The sequence below is a fragment of the Streptomyces sp. NPDC093225 genome (assembly GCF_044753805.1).
GTDB lineage: Bacteria > Actinomycetota > Actinomycetes > Streptomycetales > Streptomycetaceae > Streptomyces.
Map to the genome: position 1 here is coordinate 62,995 of NZ_JBIVNX010000027.1, position 16,374 is coordinate 79,368.

Below are 16,374 nucleotides of genomic sequence, written 5' to 3' on the forward strand. Positions count from 1 at the left end.
ACGGCCGGCGGAAACGTGACGCGCGACGCGGGTGAAGCGGGTGAAGCGGGTGAAAAACGGGGGAGGGCCCGGCAGCGCGCGGCCGCCGGGCCCTCCTTCCGCTCCTCGCGGGACCTCACCCGTCCGTCAGCAGGTGCCGAGGTCCTCCCAGACGCCCCACTGGCCGGTGGTGCCGGGCTCCTCGTTCTGCGTCCACCACTTGGCCTTCCAGTCGTGGCCCTTGTGGGAGACGAGCGAGCCGCCGTTGTAGACGTTGCCCGCGACGTAGGCCGGATGGGCGCAGGTGCCCCCGCCGCCGGTCGTGCCGCCGGTGGTGCCGCCCGTGGTGCCGCCGGTCGTGCCACCCGTGGTCCCGCCGGTCGTGCCGCCGGTGGTCCCGCCCGTGGTGCCGCCGGTCGTGCCACCCGTCGTCCCGCCGGTGGTCCCGCCCGTCGTGGTGCCCGAGCCCGGCTCGACCACCGTCGCGCCGCGCGCCAGGTCCTGGGCGATGCCGTACGTCTTGCCGCCGAAGGTCACCGTCCAGTTCGACGGGGTCGAGGTCGGCAGGTAGTAGACGAAGTCGAGCTCCACCGAGGCCCCCGGGGCCAGCGACTGCCAGCTCGGCAGCTTCAGCGAGACGCGGTTGTAGTCGCCCTTGAGGCCGCCCACGTTGGTGCCGGTGTGGTCGCTGCGGATCACGGTCGTGCCCCAGCCGGACTGGTCCTTGGCGTTGCTCGGCGCCGAGGAGGAGTAGTCGAACTGGAACTCCGTGCCGCCCGGGAGGGTGGCCGTGGTGTTGTTGGTGATCTTCAGCTTGGGGCTGATCGGGTAGTTCGAGTCGCCGAGCGGGAACTGCCCGAACTCCGCGTCCACCTTGATCGCCTCGGTCGGCAGCGCGGTCGTGGCGCGCTTGGCCCCGTACGGGGTGGCCGCCTTGAAGCGGTCGTACATCGCCGTGGTGAGGGTGTCACCGGGCTCGTACTGGCCCTTGGCCGCGTTCCAGGCGTAGTCGCCCGCGAGCTCCCAGACCATGGTGCCGCCGATGCCCTTGTCGGCCACGTAGTCGGCCTTGGCCTTCACCGACTGCTCGTCCTCGGTGGACAGGAACACCTTCTTCTGCGCGTTCCACAGCCACGGGGCCACCAGGGTGGCGTCGTAGTTGCGGACGTAGGCGCCCGTCAGGGTGGTGTTCGCCGGGAAGCCGTACTTGGTGACGTAGTCGCCGACGACGCCCTTCTCCAGGTTCTTGGCGTGCCACATCGGGTTCGAACCGGCCGGCGCCTCGACGCCGTTGGTGTCGAGGTCGTGCCAGAGGTTGTCGATGCCGACCGCGCCGTCGCCGCACTTGGTCAGGCCCGCGCCCGCCGGGCAGGTCGTCGCCGGGGCCTTGCCCCACAGGCCGTTGGTGCCGCCGGTGACGTTCTTGAAGCCGCGGGTGTAGTACGGCAGGCCGATGTTGATGCGGCCGGCCGGCATGGAGCCGCGGAAGTAGTGGTAGGCCCAGTCGGTGTTCAGGTAGCCGATGCCGCCGTACTGGGAGGTGGAGTACACGCCCGCGGCCGCCAGTTCGCCGTCCTTGCCGTCGTCGAAGAGCGAGGCGTTGGGCCCGACGTACTCGTTCCAGGCGCCGTGCAGGTCGTAGGACATGATGTTGACGTAGTCCAGGTACTTCTGCATCTGGAACGTCTCCATGCCCCGCAGCAGGTAGCCGGAGGACGGAGCGGCGACCGAGAGCAGGTAGTGCCTGCCGTCGGCGGCGCCCGCCGTGTCGAGCTTCTCGCGCAGCGTCTTCATCAGGGCGGCGTAGCCCTTGACCAGGCCGGCGCGGCGGGCGTTGGCCAGCGACCAGTCGAGCGGGTTGCCCGCGTCCTTCATCGTCGTCGGGTACTCGTAGTCGATGTCGACGCCGTTGAACCCGTACGTGCGGACGAAGGCGACGGCCGAGTCCGCGAAGGTGTTGATGCCGGACTGGTTGACCGAGCCGTCGGCGTTGGTGGCCATCGAGTAGAAGCCGCCGGAGTTGACGCGGTTGCCGTCGTCGCCGAAGTAGCCGCCGGTCTCGGCCCAACCGCCCACCGAGATCAGCGTCTTGACGTTCGGGTACTGCTTCTTGAACTTCGTCAGCAGGTTGAAGTGGCCCTTGTAGGGGAGCGCGGGGTCCATCTCGGCCCCGGCCACGCCCGGCCAGGTCATGCCGGTCGCGGCGTTGTTCGGGCCGTCGGCGCCGACCGAGATCTTGTTGTCGCCGCCCACGTGGGCGAAGGCGTAGTTGAGGTGCGTGACCTTGGACCACGGGATGTTCGACGCGAGGTAGGCGGGGGTGCCGTCCTTGCCGGTGCGCCAGCCGGTGAAGTAGCCGATGACGCGGCGCTGGTGGTCGGCGCCCATCTTCTCGCGGCCGTCGGCGTCGTAGACGGAGCAGTACGGGACGTCGACGCCCGGGGTCTTGTAGAGCCCGTCGGGACGACAGGCCTCGTTGTCCGCGGCGTGCGAGACGCCGGTGGAGAGGGTGCTGATGAGCAGGCCCGCGACGGCGGCTCCCGCGGCCATCAGCGCCGCTCTCGAACGCGTGGGGGACAGCATCGTGATGCCTCCTGGGGAAGGGAGGTAGGCGGTGCACAACGGATGGACGGAACACAACGTGCAAAGGGGTGGCGCGTGGTGACCCGTGATGTGCGCACATCTGACGGGCTGTCTCCCGGGGAATGTGAAGAGGACATTAAGAGGACTAGACCACCCCGTCAATAGGTCTGGACCATCTACGGGAGGGGGGTGGCGCGGGCGGCTCGAGAGACGCCGGAGAGTGAGCCAGGCCACAGTCAGGTCCTTGCGTGCGTGGAGATCGGGCGTGGCACACTGGCCCTAGTACCAGAAGCAGCGCACTCCGGGGTCGGTGCAATTCCGAACCGGCGGTTACAGTCCGCGACCCGACCGCATCCAGCGGCCGGTTGACCAGGTGAAATTCCTGGACCGACGGTTAAAGTCCGGATGGGAGGCAGTGCGCGGCGGGCCAGTCACGGTACGCCGCCCTTCGGCGGTTTCCCGGGCGTACGCGGTATCCGTACGCACCACCGGCGGAACCGTCGGCCCGAGCCGTTCCACGGCCGGGTCCCGGCATCGGCGTCCCCCGTGAGCTGCGACCCGCTCCTCTGTCGTCATCGACAGGCCCCGGAGTCCGTGCCCGAAGAGGCAGGAGGACCCGGGTGGCCACCACCACCGCCGACACGCAGGCCATGCGCCGCGCCATCGCGCTCGCCGCCCGCGGTCTCGGCTCCACCAGCCCCAACCCGATCGTCGGCTGCGTGATCACCGACGCCTCGGGCGCCGTGGTCGGCGAGGGCTGGCACCAGCGCGCCGGCGGTCCGCACGCCGAGGTCCACGCCCTGCGCGCGGCCGGCGGAGCGGCCCGCGGCGGCACCGCGTACGTCACCCTCGAACCCTGCAACCACACCGGCCGCACCGGCCCCTGCGCGCAGGCCCTGATCGAGGCCGGTGTCGCCCGCGTCCACTACGCCGTCGCCGACCCGAACCCGCAGGCCACCGGCGGTGCCGCCACCCTCCGCGCGGCCGGAGTCGAGGCCTCCGGCGGGCTCCTCGCCGAGGAGGCCGAGGCCGGCAACACCGCCTGGCTGACCGCCGTACGGCTGGGCCGTCCGCACGTCACCTGGAAGTACGCCGCCACCCTCGACGGCCGCAGCGCCGCCGCCGACGGCACCAGCCGCTGGATCACCTGCCCCGAATCCCGCGCCGACGTCCACCGGCTGCGCGCCGAGAGCGACGCCGTCCTGGTCGGCGGCGGCACCCTGCGCGCCGACGACCCGCACCTGGCCGTCCGCGGGGTCGAGGGCGCCACCCAGCCGCTGCGCATCGCCCTGGACACCCGCGCCGGCGTGCTGCCGACCGCCCGCGTCCTCGACGACGCGGCCCCCACCCTGCTGGTGGTCGGCGAGGACGCCGACACCCGGCACCTGCCCGGCGTCGACGTGCTCCGGCTGCCGCTCGCCGACGGCCGCATCGGCGTCCCCGACCTGCTCACCCGGCTGTACGCCCGCGGCGTGCGCGCCCTCTTCCTGGAAGGCGGCCCCACCCTGGCGGGCGCCTTCCTCGAGGCCGGCGCCGTCGACCGCGTCGTCGGCTACCTCGCCCCCGCCCTGCTCGGCGCGGGCCCGGCCGCCCTCGGCGACGCCGGCATCACGAACATCGCCGGCGCCGTACGCCTCGACATCACCGAGGCCGTCCGCGTCGGCACCGATCTCCGCATCACCGCCGTCCCCACCACCGCCCCGAAGGAGCACTGAGTGTTCACCGGAATCGTCGAAGAACTGGGCGAGGTCGCCGCCATCGAGCAGCTCCCGGACGCCTCCCGCTTCCGCCTGCGCGGCCCCCTCGTCACCGAGGGCGCCAAGCACGGCGACTCCATCGCGGTCAACGGCGTGTGCCTGACCGTCGTGGAGACCGAGAACGGCGAGTTCACGGCCGACGTGATGCAGGAGACCCTCAAGCGCTCCAGCCTCGGCGCCCTCACCCCCGGCTCCCGGGTCAACCTGGAGCGCCCCATGGCCCTCGGCGGACGCCTCGGCGGCCACCTGGTCCAGGGTCACGTGGACGGCACCGGCTCGATCGTCTCCCGCACCCCCTCCGAGCACTGGGAGATCGTCAAGGTCTCGCTGCCGGCGGAGCTGTCCCGGTACGTGGTGGAGAAGGGCTCGATCACCGTCGACGGCGTCAGCCTCACGGTCGTCGAGGCCGCCGCCGACCACTTCACGATCAGCCTCATCCCCACCACCCTCGCGCTGACCACCCTGGGCATCAAGCAGCCCGGCGACCCGGTCAACCTCGAGGTCGACGTCCTGGCGAAGTACGTCGAGCGGCTGCTCGCCGCCGGCGTGGACCCGCTGCACGCGGCCCCGAAGGAGGACGGGCGGTGAGCGCCGTGTCCTGGCTCAACTCCGAGGCGTTCACCGTCTTCGACCAGCACATCGTGTGGTCCGACATGATCGGCAACACGATGGGCCTGATCGCCCTCGCCCTGGGCTGGCGCCGCTCCATATGGACCTGGCCGACCCAGTTCCTCTCCGGCGCGATCCTCTTCACCGCCTTCGCCGCCGGCCACCTCTCCGGCAGCGCCGGCAAGCAGGTCGTCGTGATGCTCGTGGCCGCCTGGGGCTGGCTGCAGTGGACCCGCGGCCGGCAGCAGGCCCAGGACGGCTCGCTCGCCGTCCGCTTCGCCAGCTGGAAGGAGCGCGGCCTGCTCCTGGCGGCCGCCGCCGTCGGCACCCTGGCCGTCACGGGCCTGTTCACCCTCTACCCGTGGATGTCCTGGAACCCGCTGCCGGACGCCTACATCTTCGTCGGCACGGTCGTCGCGATGTACGCCCAGGCCAAGGGCATGGTCGAGTTCTGGTTCGCCTGGCTGCTGGTCGACGCGGTCGGCGTGCCCCTCGCCTTCACCAGCGGCTACGCCTTCTCCGCTCTCGTCTACGTGATCTACGGAGCCCTCGTCCTGTGGGGCGCCTACGACTGGTACCAGCGCTCGCGCACCACCACCCCCGCCACGGCCCTGGAAGGAGCGGCGGCATGACCTCCCTCAAGCCCACCCTCACGCCCGTCCCGGACAACGACGACGCGTACTTCCGCCTCGACCCCGTCGAGCAGGCGATCCGCGACATCGCCGCGGGCCGCCCGGTCGTGGTCGTCGACGACGAGGACCGCGAGAACGAGGGCGACCTCGTCATCGCCGCCGAGAAGGCCACCCCCGAGATCGTCGCCTTCATGATGAGCGAGTGCCGCGGCCTGATCTGCGCGCCCATGGAGGGCGACGAGCTCGACCGGCTCGAACTGCCCCAGATGGTGCAGAACAACACCGAGTCGATGCAGACCGCCTTCACCGTCTCCGTGGACGCCACCGCCGCCCACGGCGTGAGCACCGGCATCTCGGCCGCCGACCGCGCCACCACGCTCCAGCTGCTGGCCGCCGGTTCCAGCACCGCCGAGGACTTCGTCCGCCCCGGCCACATCTTCCCGCTGCGCGCCAAGCCCGGCGGCGTCCTGGTCCGCAACGGCCACACCGAGGCCGCCGTCGACCTGGCCCGGCTCGCGGGCCTGCGCCCGGCCGGCGCCATCGTCGAGATCGCCGGCGAGGACGGCGTCATGCTGCGGCTGCCCGAGCTGATCCCGTTCGCCCGCAAGCACGGCCTGACGATCATCTCCATCGAGGACCTGATCGCCTACCGCCGCTCCGCCGAGCCCACCGTGCGCCGCGAGGCCGAGGTCAGCCTGCCCACCACCTTCGGCGAGTTCACGGCGTACGGCTACCGCTCCACGGTCGACGGCGTCGAGCACGTCGCCCTCGTCCACGGCGACCTCGGTGACGGCGAGGACGTCCTGGTCCGCCTCCACTCCGAGTGCCTGACCGGCGACATCTTCGCCTCCCAGCGCTGCGACTGCGGCCCCCAGCTGCACGCCTCCATGGAGCGGATCACCGAGGAGGGCCGGGGCGTGGTGGTCTACCTGCGCGGCCACGAGGGCCGCGGCATCGGGCTGCTGTCCAAGCTGCGCGCCTACGAGCTCCAGGAGCGCGGCCGCGACACCCTCGACGCCAACCTGGAGCTCGGCCTGCCCGCCGACGCCCGGGACTACGGCGCCGGCGCCCAGATGCTCGCCGACCTCGGCGTGCGGGGCGTCCGCCTGTTGACCAACAACCCGGAGAAGTCGGCCGCACTCGTCCGGCACGGCATCGTGGTCACCGGCCGCGAGCCGATGCCCGTCGAGGCCGGCGAGCACAACCTGCGGTACCTGCGCACCAAGCGCGACCGCATGGGGCACGACCTGCCCTGGCTGGACTCGGTGGCCGCCGTGTCCACCTGTGGCAACCAGTGACACCCGCACCACCCGAGTTCCACCCCCGCACCACAGGCAACACCAGCACCAGCACCAGCACCACCAGAGAAACTCCGCACCAGCACCAGAGAACCGATCGAGGAGAGTCGTGAGCGGCAAGGGCGCACCCGAACTGAGCGTGAAGAACTGCGGAGACCTGCGGGTCGCGGTCATCGCGGCGCAGTGGCACGAGAAGATCATGGACGGCCTCGTCGACGGCGCCCTGCGCGCCCTGCACGAGCTCGGCATCGACGAGCCCACCGTGCTGCGGGTCCCCGGTAGCTTCGAGCTCCCGGTCGTCGCGAAGGTCCTCGCCGAGCGCGGGTACGACGCCGTCGTCGCCCTCGGCGTCGTCATCCGCGGCGGCACCCCGCACTTCGACTACGTCTGCCAGGGCGTCACCCAGGGCCTGGTGCAGGTGTCGATCGACACCGGCGTCCCCGTCGGCTTCGGCGTACTGACCTGCGACAACGAGGAGCAGGCGCTGGACCGCGCGGGCCTGGAGGGCTCGAACGAGGACAAGGGGCACGAAGCGGTCACCGCCGCGGTCGCCACCGCCATGACCCTGCGCACCGTCAGCGAGCCCTGGCGCTGACCTGAGGAGCGGACCCGGCGCCGCGGCACCGGCCCCGGCGCCTGTCCAAGGAGTGAACCCTGGCGCTGCGGCGCCCGGGTGAACCCGTACTCTAAGGACATCATGGCGAACAAAACCTTCGAAGAGCTCTTCGCCGAGCTCCAGCACAAGGCCGCCACCGGCGACCCCAGCACCTCCCGCACCGCCGAGCTCGTGGGCAAGGGCGTGCATGCCATCGGCAAGAAGGTCGTCGAGGAGGCCGCCGAGGTCTGGATGGCCGCCGAGTACGAGGGCAAGGAAGCCGCCGCCGAGGAGATCTCCCAGCTGCTGTACCACGTCCAGGTGATGATGGTCGCGCGCGGGATCTCGCTCGACGAGGTCTACAAGCACCTCTGACCGGCCACCGACGACCGGCCCACCCCAGTCCGCTCCGCACAGCGCATTTCTCCACGCGAACAAAGGAACCGCCCCATGCTGCGCATCGCCGTCCCCAACAAGGGTTCTCTCTCCGGACCTGCGATGGAGATGCTCCATGAGGCCGGCTACCGCCAGCGCAAGGAGTCCAAGGAGCTCGTCACCGTCGACCCGGAGAACGAGGTCGAGTTCTTCTACCTCCGGCCGAAGGACATCGCGATCTACGTCGCCTCCGGCAAGCTGGACATCGGCATCACCGGCCGCGACCTGCTGCTGGACTCCGGCGCCAACGCCCAGGAGATCCTGCCGCTGAACTTCGGCCGCTCCACCTTCCGGTACGCGACCAAGCCGGGCACCGCCAAGGGCCCGGAGGACTTCGACGGCATGACGATCGCCACCTCGTACGAGGGCATCGTCGCCAAGCACCTCGCCGAGCAGGGCATCGACGCCTCCGTCGTCCACCTCGACGGAGCCGTCGAGACCGCCATCCAGCTCGGCGTCGCCCAGGTGATCGCCGACGTCGTCGAGACCGGCACCAGCCTGCGCAACGCAGGCCTCGAGGTCATCGGTGACCCGATCCTCAAGTCCGAGGCCGTGGTCGTCCGGCGCGCCGGCGCCGACGAGGACCACCCGCAGGTCCAGCAGTTCCTGCGCCGCCTGCAGGGCGTCCTGGTCGCCCGCTCGTACGTGATGATGGACTACGACATCCGCGCCGAGTTCCTCGAGCGCGCCGTCGCCCTCACCCCGGGCCTGGAGTCGCCCACCGTCTCCCCGCTCCACAACGAGGGCTGGGTCGCCGTCCGCGCGATGGTCCCCGCCAAGGACGCCCAGCGCATCATGGACGACCTGTACGAGCTCGGCGCCCGCGCGATCCTGACCACCTCGATCCACGCCTGCCGCCTCTGATGTCCGCCGACGCTCCCGCCACCCCGGCCCTGCCCGTCACCTTCCGGCCCACCCGGACCCGGATCGTGCTGCTCGCCGCCGGGGCGGTCATGTTCGCCACCATCACGGCCATCGCCGTGCTGCTGGACCGGCTCAGCACCGGCGAGCGGCTCAGCTTCGTCTTCACCGCCGTCCTGCTCAGCTCGGTGCTCGTGCTGCTCAGCCGGCCCAAGGTGGTCGCCGACGAGGACGGGGTCACCGTCGTCAACCTCACCAGCAAGCGGCGGCTGGAGTGGGCCCAGATCCTGCGGGTCAACCTCCGTCCGGGGGACCCCTGGGTGTTCCTCGACCTCAACGACGGCACGAGCCTGGCCGCACTCGGCATCCAGCCCGGCGTCGCCAAGGCGAAGGCCGTCGCGGACGCCCGGGCCCTGCGCGCCCTCGCCGAAACCCGCGGCACCGGCGCACACGCCAACTGACCGCCATTGCGGTCACGATCCCAATGACTACCCTGGTGGCGGGGCGCATCCGTGCGCCCCGCCCCGCGCCCCGGTCCCCGAGGGCCGTGGGCCCCTGCTATTTCGAGGAGTGACTCCCTCCAGCGATGGACGGATCGTCCGGTAGTACCCGCGCCGCCACCTCCCTTGAGGCGGCGGCATGACCATCCCGCTACTGCTGCTCGCGGCGGCCTTCGCCCTGATCCTGGCCAACGGCTTCTTCGTGGCCGCCGAGTTCGGCCTCGTCACGGTCGACCGGCCCGACGCGGAGCGCGCCGCGGCCGAGGGCGACCGGCGGGCCCGCACCGTCGTCACCGCCCTGCGCGAGCTGTCGTTCCAGCTCTCCGGCACCCAGCTGGGCATCACGATCACCTCCCTGGTGACCGGCATGCTCGCCGAGCCGGCCCTCGCGGCCCTGCTCACGGGACCCCTGTCGGCGCTCGGCCTGCCCGGGGGCGCCGTCTCCGGGATCGCCGTCGTCACCGGCATGCTGCTCGCCTCCGCCGTCCAGATGGTGGTCGGCGAGCTGGTCCCGAAGAACTGGGCCGTCTCCCGCCCGCTCCAGGTCGCCCGGTTCGTCGCCGGCCCGCAGAACGCCTTCTCCAAGGCCTTCCGCCCGGTGATCGCCGGCCTCAACTCCGTCGCCAACCGGCTCGTCCGGGCCCTCGGCGTCGAGCCCACCGAGGAGCTGGCCTCCGCCCGCACCCCCGGCGAACTCGTCTCCCTGGTCCGCCACTCGGCCGAGCAGGGCGCACTGGAGCAGGACACCGCGGACCTGTTCGTCCGCACCCTGTCCCTCGGCGACCTGGCCGCGCAGCACGTCATGACGCCGCGCGTGAAGGTCAGCGCCCTGCAGTCCACGGCGACGGCGGCGGACGTCCTGAACCTGACCCGCGCCACCGGCCTGTCCCGCTTCCCGGTCTACCGCGAGCGGATCGACGAGGTCGTCGGCGTGGTCCACCTCAAGGACGCCCTCGCCGTGCCCGAGGACCAGCGCATGGTCGTCAGCGTGAGCCGCATCGCCGTGGCCCCGCTGCTGGTGCCCGGCACCCTGCCGCTCCAGCCGCTGCTCGAGCGGCTGCGCAGCGAGCAGCCGATGGCCGTCGTCGTGGACGAGTACGGCGGCACCGCCGGTGTCGTCACGCTGGAGGACATCGTCGAGGAGCTCGTCGGCGAGGTCCGCGACGAGCACGACCGCGCCGAGGAGGAGACCCCCGAGCTGGCCACCGTGCCCGCCGAGGACGGCCGCCCCGCCTGGGACGCGGACGGCTCCTGCCGGGTCCACACCCTCCGCCGGATAGGCCTGGAGGTCCCCGAGGGTCCGTACGAGACCGTCGCCGGCCTCGTCGCCGACCTGCTCGGCCGCATCCCGGCCCCGGGCGACCGGGCCGAGCTGCCCGGTTGGAAGCTCTCCGTCCGCCAGGTCGGCCGCTACCGGGCCGAGCGGGTGCGCCTGGTGCGCACCGGTCCGGTCCCCGAGCAGGGCGAGGGCGCTCCGCACGGGCGGCACGGCCACGGCCCGATCGGCGCCCCGGCGGGCGCCCCGGAACTGGCGGTGGGCCGGTGAACACCCTCCAACTGCTGTTCGCCCTCCTGCTCGTGTTCGCCAACGGATTCTTCGTGGCCGCCGAGTTCGCCCTGGTCTCGGTGCGCCGCAGCCAGATCGAACCGCTGGCCGCCGACTCCGCGCGGGCCCGCCAGGTCCTCCACGGCCTGGAGAACCTGCCGCGGATGATGGCCGCCGCCCAGTTCGGCATCACGGTCTGCTCCCTCACCCTGGGCGCGGTGGCGGAGCCCACCGTCGCCCGGCTGCTGGAGCCGGTGTTCCACGCCGTCCGCGTGCCGGAGGGGCTGATCCACCCGCTGGGCTACGCGGTCGCGCTGGCCGCCGTGGTCTTCCTCCACCTGGTCATCGGCGAGATGGTCCCCAAGAACCTCGCCATGGCCGCCCCGGAGAAGGCCGCCCTGTGGTTCAGCCCGGGCCTGGTCGGCTTCGCCCGCGTCTGCGGGCCGGTCACCACGGCCCTCGGCGCGTGCGCCCGGCTGGTGCTCAAGCTCTTCCACGTCGAGCCCAAGGACGAGGTCGAGGCCGTCTACACCAGCGCGCAGCTGGGGCGGCTGGTCGAGGACTCCCGGCAGGCCGGGCTCCTGGAGCCGGTCGAGCAGGAGCGCCTGGAGGACGCCCTCGAGCTGGGCAGCCGCCCGGTGACCGAGGTCCTCCTCGACCCCGCCCAGCTGGTCACGGTGGGGCCCTCGGTCACCCCGCGCGAGGTGGAGCGGCTGACCGTCCGCACCGGCTTCTCGCGCTTCCCGGTGCGGGCCGGGAGCGGGGCCTTCATGGGCTACCTGCACGTGAAGGACGTACTCGACCTGGAGGAGCGGGAGCGGGCCGTGCCGCAGCACGTGTGGCACCGCATGGCGACCCTGTGCTCCACCCTGCCGCTGGACGACGTCCTGTCGGTGATGCGCCGCGAGGCCACCCACCTGGCCCAGGTCGCCGACCCGGACGGCCGCGTCCTGGGCCTGGTCGCCCTGGAGGACGTCCTGGAGATGCTGGTCGGCGAGGTCCGCGACCCCGCCCACCGCCGCGTCAAGCCGGGCCCGACACCGTCGAGCCCGGCCGCCTCCAGCCTCGCCGGCGTGTGAGACGGAAAGACAGGCCCTAGATCGGGGGCGGCTCCGGCCGTCCCCGGTCCGACGGGCCCCGCCCGGAGAGCACCTCCCCGTACGCCTGCATCAGGTCCGGCAGGCGCAGCGTGGCGAGGTCCTCCCGGGTCGGGGTACCCGCGTACCCCGCCAGCCGCAGGTCCCGGTACGCGCAGCTCTTCTCGTACAGCGTCCGCAGGAACCGCCCGTTGCCGAGCTCGTCGATCCAGCCCTGGTCGACCACGTGCCCGCTGATGCTGCGCAGCTCGTCCAGGGCCTCCTCGTCCCAGCGGTCCCCGTTCGCCCCCGCCAGCACCTCGCCGATCGCGGTCAGCTCCAGCGGCCGGTAGCTCGGGAAGTCCACCCGCGTGGTGAACCGCGACGACAGCCCGGGGTTGGTGGCCAGCAGCCGGTCCATCCCCGCCGGGTAGCCGGCCAGGATGACGACGAGGTGGTCGCGGTTGTCCTCGGCCCGCTTCAGCAGCACCTGAAGGGCCTCGTCCCCGTACGCGTCGCCCTTGCTGTACCCGGAGTTCGACAGGCTGTAGGCCTCGTCGACGAACAGCACCCCGCCCAGCGCGGAGTCGATCAGCTCGTTCGCCTTGACGGCCGTCTGGCCGAGGAACTCGCCCACCAGATCGGCCCGCTGGGCCTCCACCAGGTGGTCGCCGCCCAGCAGCCCCAGCGCGTAGAACACCCGCCCGAGGATCCGCGCCACGGTGGTCTTCCCCGTCCCCGAGGGCCCGGAGAAGACGAAGTGCCGCTTGGGCGGCTGGACCGGCAGCCCCTGCACGGCCCGCAGCCGCGCCATGTGCAGCTGCGCCGAGAGCGCCTTCACCTGCCGCTTGACCGGCTCCAGCCCCACCATCCGCTCCAGCTCGGCCAGCGCTTCGGCCAGCAGCTCCGGATCGGCCGGCCCGGTGGGCAGACCCGCGGGTCCCGGCTGAGCCGGAACGGACTTGCGCCGCGCCCCCTCGCGCGGGCCCCCGGACACCACCGCCGCCCCGCCCGGGCCCGGCCCGAACCGCGGCTCGCGCCCGTCCGCCGGCTCCCCGGCCCCCGCCTCCGGCTCGGCCGGGCCCTCGGCGGCGTCCTGCCCGAGGCCCCCGGACAGTGCCACGGCGGCCAGGTCGGCGGAGAGCGCCGGATCGTACGGGCCGAGGCCCTCGGGCCCGTCCAGCCCGTCGCCCTCGGCGATCGCGGTGAGCCGGGCGGCGGTGTCCATGAACGCGGGGTCGACCCGGTGCACCGCCCGGTACAGGGGGAGCGCGGCGGCGCTGCGGCCGGTGCCCTCGTGCGCCCGGGCCAGCCAGTAGCGGAGTTCCTTGCGCTGCGGCTGCTCGCTGCGGCAGCGCATCAGCGCGGCCGACAGCATGGGTTCGGCCTGCCCGTACATCTCGAGGCGCACCCGTGCCATGCCGCCGAACAGCCCCGCCTCGATGCCCAGCAGCGCATCGTCGACGAGCGGCTCGGTGTGCCGCACCAACTGGTCCCAGTCCTTGACCAGGTAGGCCCGGCAGGCGTGCAGGAAGCGCACCTGGGGATCGGTGTCCACCGGGGGCAGCTCCGCCAAGGCCTGGTCCAGCTCGGGCACGTGGCGGCCGTCGAGCCAGTGCGAGGCGTGCGCCAGTAACAGGTCCCGGCGGTTCTCGAGCACCGGCTGCACCCACCAGCCCAGCCAGTACCAGGAGTTCAACGTCCGCCGGTGCCGGGCCCGTTGCTCGCCGAAGCGGTCGCGGTGGGCGTACATGCGCAGCAGCGCGTTGGTGGTGTCCACGCGCAGCGCGTGCAGGCCCAGCCACGCGTCGGCCATGGTGGGGTCGAAGCGTACGGCCGCCCGGAACTCCTCCTCGGCCTGCGGGTACGCGCCCATCGTGTAGGCGTCGACCCCTCGCAACCAGGCGAGTTCGGCCGGGGCGTACGTGCTGCCCTGCGTGCCGAAGTCCATCCCATCCCCCACAAGCCTGCCCCCGTGGTGCGCGACCGGGCCTCTGCCCGGCTGCCGGACTGACCAAACCTCCGCGTCGGCGACGGGAGTTGGCGCGACTGAGCCGTACGAGCCGTGAAACAGGGTCGCATCGTACCTGCGGTTACTGTCCTGACACAGGCTGTCGCGAGCACTCCTCGCGGAGGACCGCCGCGACGCATGTGACGGAGGGTGAGGGCGGGAGGGGTGCCGAGGGCCTCCGGGAGGGGCCGCGGGCAGAACGAAGCCCCCGATCACGGGGGAACAATCGGGGGCTTCGTGTCCGTGTCGGCCTTGGAAGACCGCACATTGAGAACGTAAGACCTCTGTGGGCGTCAGGTCAAGCACGGTCGCGGGGCTCCCCGGCGGTGGTCCGGAGACGCAGGTCAGGCCCGGGGCAGGCCGTCACTGTCGGTGACGGAAAGGGGGGTTCCGGGCGTCGCTGCGGCCCCGGAAGTCCACTCGTATCCCGTACCCCTCTGATGCACCAGGGTGTCCGCGAAGGGGCGCGAAGGGTCGTGCGCGAAGTGCGCGAGCTCCGCGCGCTCCCACCCGTCCCAGAAACCGGACAGGTCGCTGCCGTCCCGGCGGCGCCCCCGGCCCCAGGACTCGGTCCGGGGCGTCTCCATCCACAGCAGGTGCGCCAGGTGCGGGCGCAGCGCCCGTCGGCCGGCCCCGACACCCTCGACGAGCAGCACCGGCGCGGGCTCCAGCACCCGCTCGGGGCCGAAGCGCCGGGCCACCCAGTCGTACGGGAACCAGCGGGCCGGCCGGCCGAGCGCGAGCGGCTCCAGCACCTGCGCGCGCAGCCGGGCCGTCCAGCCGAAGAGCTCCTCGTGCGTCGCCACGTCGTCGAGGTGGAGCACGGGCGCCCCGCCCAGGGCCCCGGCCAGCCGGCCGGCGAAGGTGCTCTTGCCCGAGCCCGCGTGCCCGTCGACCGCGACCAGCCGCACCGCGCCGCACGAGGGCGGCAGCACGGCGAGCCGTCCGGCGAGTTCACGGAGGTCGCCGGGCTCGCCGAATTCCTCGGGTTGGTCGGGGCGGTGCACCTCATCAGCGTACGTTCACCTATGACATGGAAGTCGCACCGACAGGGGGTCCTCCGATCATGACCGCACCCACCGCACGCCGGACCGTGCTCGCCGCCGCTGTCGCGGCCGTCGCCGCCGGAACCGCCTCCGGGACGGCCACCGCGGTCGGCGCACCGGACGGGGCGCCGGAGGAGGGCGGCGCCGAGGCCGAGACGGCCCACCCGGGCCACGGGGGACCGCGGCACGTCGACAACCGGTTCTGGCACCGCTACGGCCACTGGCGGGCCGGCGCCCACCGCGGCACGGTCTCCCTCGGCGGCCGCCGCCCCGGCCTGGCCCTCGCCACGCCCGAGGGCGTCACCACGTACACCGACCCGCACTCCGGGCGGACGAGCGAGTGGGAGTACGCGACCTGGGTCTCGCCCGAGCACGTCAGCGCCGTGCCGGCCACCGAGCTGGTCGCCTCCTGGAACGCCCACGCGCCCGCCGGCACCTGGATCCAGGTCGAGCTCGCCGGCACGTACTCCGACGGCACGGCCACCCCCTGGTACGTGATGGGCCGCTGGGCCGCCGGGGACGGCGACATCCGCCGCACCTCCGTCGACGGCCAGAAGGACGGCCGCAGCAGCATCGGCACCGACACCTTCGCGATCGACGACCCGGCCGGCGGGCTGCGGCTGGCGGCCTGGCGCCTGCGCCTCACCCTGTACCGCACCCCCCGCACCCGGCTGACCCCGGTGGTCTGGCTGGTCGGGGCGATGGCCTCGGACGTACCGGACCGCTTCACCGTGCCCGCCTCGGTCCCGCGGCACGCCGGCGAGCTGGACGTACCGCGCTACTCGCAGGAGATCCACAAGGGCCAGTACCCGCAGTACGACAACGGCGGCGAGGCGTGGTGCAGCCCCACCTCCTCGCAGATGATCGTCGAGTACTGGGGGCGCCGCCCCGGCGACGGCGAGCTGGCCTGGGTCGACCCCGCGTACGCCGACCCGCAGGTCTGCCACGCCGCCCGGCAGACGTACGACGCCGCATACAAGGGCTGCGGGAACTGGCCCTTCAACGCCGCGTACGCGGCCACCTACCCCGACCTCGCCGCCGTGGTCACCCGGCTCGACTCGCTCACCGACGCCGAGACCCTCGTCCGGGCCGGGATCCCGCTGATCACCTCGCAGTCCTTCCTCAAGGAGGAGCTGACCGGGGCCGGCTACGGCACCGCCGGGCACCTGATGACGGTGATCGGCTTCACCCCCGACGGCGACGTGGTGGCCAACGACCCGAACTCCGCCACCGACGCCGAGGTCCGGCGGGTCTACCGGCGGCACGAGTTCGAGACCGTCTGGCTGCGCACCAAGCGGCACAACGCCGCGGGGAAGGTCGTCTCGGGCCCGGGCGGCGTCTGCTACCTCTACGTCCCCGCCCACCCCACCCGGGAGCAGCGCCTGGCCCTGCGGCTGGTGGGCGTGCTCTGACCTCCGTCCCGGACCGGACGGCCGGCCCGCGGGT

At 72.7% G+C, this 16,374-nt stretch carries 14 protein-coding genes and 1 riboswitch; of the genes, 11 read left to right on the plus strand and 3 right to left on the minus strand.

The window, feature by feature from the left end:
- Positions 1 to 126: 126 nt before the first annotated feature.
- Positions 127 to 2,562, minus strand: coding sequence for a chitinase C-terminal domain-containing protein (locus ACIQCH_RS23670; protein ID WP_402583853.1), 2,436 nt, complete (start codon positions 2,560 to 2,562; stop codon positions 127 to 129).
- Positions 2,563 to 2,854: 292 nt separating this feature from the next.
- Positions 2,855 to 2,985, plus strand: a riboswitch (FMN riboswitch).
- Positions 2,986 to 3,212: 227 nt separating this feature from the next.
- On the opposite strand from ACIQCH_RS23670, the gene ribD reads away from it, so the two are divergent.
- From ribD to ACIQCH_RS23720, 10 genes are all read left to right on the plus strand, one after another.
- Positions 3,213 to 4,277 (plus strand): bifunctional diaminohydroxyphosphoribosylaminopyrimidine deaminase/5-amino-6-(5-phosphoribosylamino)uracil reductase RibD, encoded by a 1,065-nt coding sequence (gene ribD / locus ACIQCH_RS23675; protein WP_402583927.1) that lies wholly within the window; start codon positions 3,213 to 3,215, stop codon positions 4,275 to 4,277.
- Positions 4,278 to 4,907, plus strand: coding sequence for a riboflavin synthase (locus tag ACIQCH_RS23680; protein ID WP_402583855.1), 630 nt, complete (start codon positions 4,278 to 4,280; stop codon positions 4,905 to 4,907).
- Positions 4,904 to 5,560, plus strand: coding sequence for a nicotinamide riboside transporter PnuC (locus ACIQCH_RS23685; protein ID WP_402583857.1), 657 nt, complete (start codon positions 4,904 to 4,906; stop codon positions 5,558 to 5,560). Before ACIQCH_RS23680 ends, ACIQCH_RS23685 begins: the two co-directional genes overlap by 4 nt.
- A complete protein-coding gene (locus ACIQCH_RS23690; protein ID WP_402583859.1) occupies positions 5,557 to 6,858 on the plus strand; it encodes a bifunctional 3,4-dihydroxy-2-butanone-4-phosphate synthase/GTP cyclohydrolase II in 1,302 nt (433 codons plus the stop codon). The genes ACIQCH_RS23685 and ACIQCH_RS23690 overlap by 4 nt, the downstream gene beginning before the upstream one ends.
- A 109-nt stretch (positions 6,859 to 6,967) precedes the next feature.
- Positions 6,968 to 7,453, plus strand: a complete 486-nt coding sequence (ribH, locus tag ACIQCH_RS23695; RefSeq protein ID WP_402583860.1) for a 6,7-dimethyl-8-ribityllumazine synthase — start codon at positions 6,968 to 6,970, stop codon at positions 7,451 to 7,453.
- A gap of 102 nt (positions 7,454 to 7,555) precedes the next feature.
- Positions 7,556 to 7,828 carry a phosphoribosyl-ATP diphosphatase gene (locus ACIQCH_RS23700; protein ID WP_030199108.1) on the plus strand — a complete coding sequence of 91 codons (273 nt, stop codon included), beginning with the start codon at positions 7,556 to 7,558 and terminating at the stop codon, positions 7,826 to 7,828.
- 75 nt (positions 7,829 to 7,903) lie between these two features.
- The gene (gene hisG / locus ACIQCH_RS23705) at positions 7,904 to 8,752 is read left to right on the plus strand and encodes an ATP phosphoribosyltransferase (protein WP_402583863.1); all 849 of its coding nucleotides are present in this window, start codon (positions 7,904 to 7,906) and stop codon (positions 8,750 to 8,752) included.
- Positions 8,752 to 9,210: a PH domain-containing protein gene (locus tag ACIQCH_RS23710; protein WP_402583864.1), complete on the plus strand. Its 459-nt coding sequence runs from the start codon at positions 8,752 to 8,754 to the stop codon at positions 9,208 to 9,210. The genes hisG and ACIQCH_RS23710 overlap by 1 nt, the downstream gene beginning before the upstream one ends.
- 178 nt (positions 9,211 to 9,388) lie before the next feature.
- A complete protein-coding gene (locus tag ACIQCH_RS23715) occupies positions 9,389 to 10,795 on the plus strand; it encodes a hemolysin family protein (protein ID WP_402583866.1) in 1,407 nt (468 codons plus the stop codon).
- Complete coding sequence (locus ACIQCH_RS23720; protein ID WP_402583867.1) at positions 10,792 to 11,874, plus strand: hemolysin family protein; 1,083 nt, start codon at positions 10,792 to 10,794, stop codon at positions 11,872 to 11,874. The genes ACIQCH_RS23715 and ACIQCH_RS23720 overlap by 4 nt, the downstream gene beginning before the upstream one ends.
- Positions 11,875 to 11,890: 16 nt before the next feature.
- Here ACIQCH_RS23720 and ACIQCH_RS23725 read toward each other — a convergent pair whose 3' ends face one another.
- Both ACIQCH_RS23725 and ACIQCH_RS23730 read right to left on the minus strand, forming a co-directional pair.
- Positions 11,891 to 13,822 (minus strand): AAA family ATPase, encoded by a 1,932-nt coding sequence (locus ACIQCH_RS23725; protein ID WP_402583869.1) that lies wholly within the window; start codon positions 13,820 to 13,822, stop codon positions 11,891 to 11,893.
- 404 nt (positions 13,823 to 14,226) lie between these two features.
- On the minus strand, positions 14,227 to 14,889 hold the full coding sequence (locus ACIQCH_RS23730; protein ID WP_402583871.1) for a uridine kinase: 663 nt from the start codon (positions 14,887 to 14,889) through the stop codon (positions 14,227 to 14,229).
- Positions 14,890 to 14,948: 59 nt separating this feature from the next.
- On the opposite strand from ACIQCH_RS23730, the gene ACIQCH_RS23735 reads away from it, so the two are divergent.
- Positions 14,949 to 16,340: a peptidase C39 family protein gene (locus ACIQCH_RS23735; RefSeq protein WP_402583873.1), complete on the plus strand. Its 1,392-nt coding sequence runs from the start codon at positions 14,949 to 14,951 to the stop codon at positions 16,338 to 16,340.
- Positions 16,341 to 16,374: the final 34 nt, after the last annotated feature.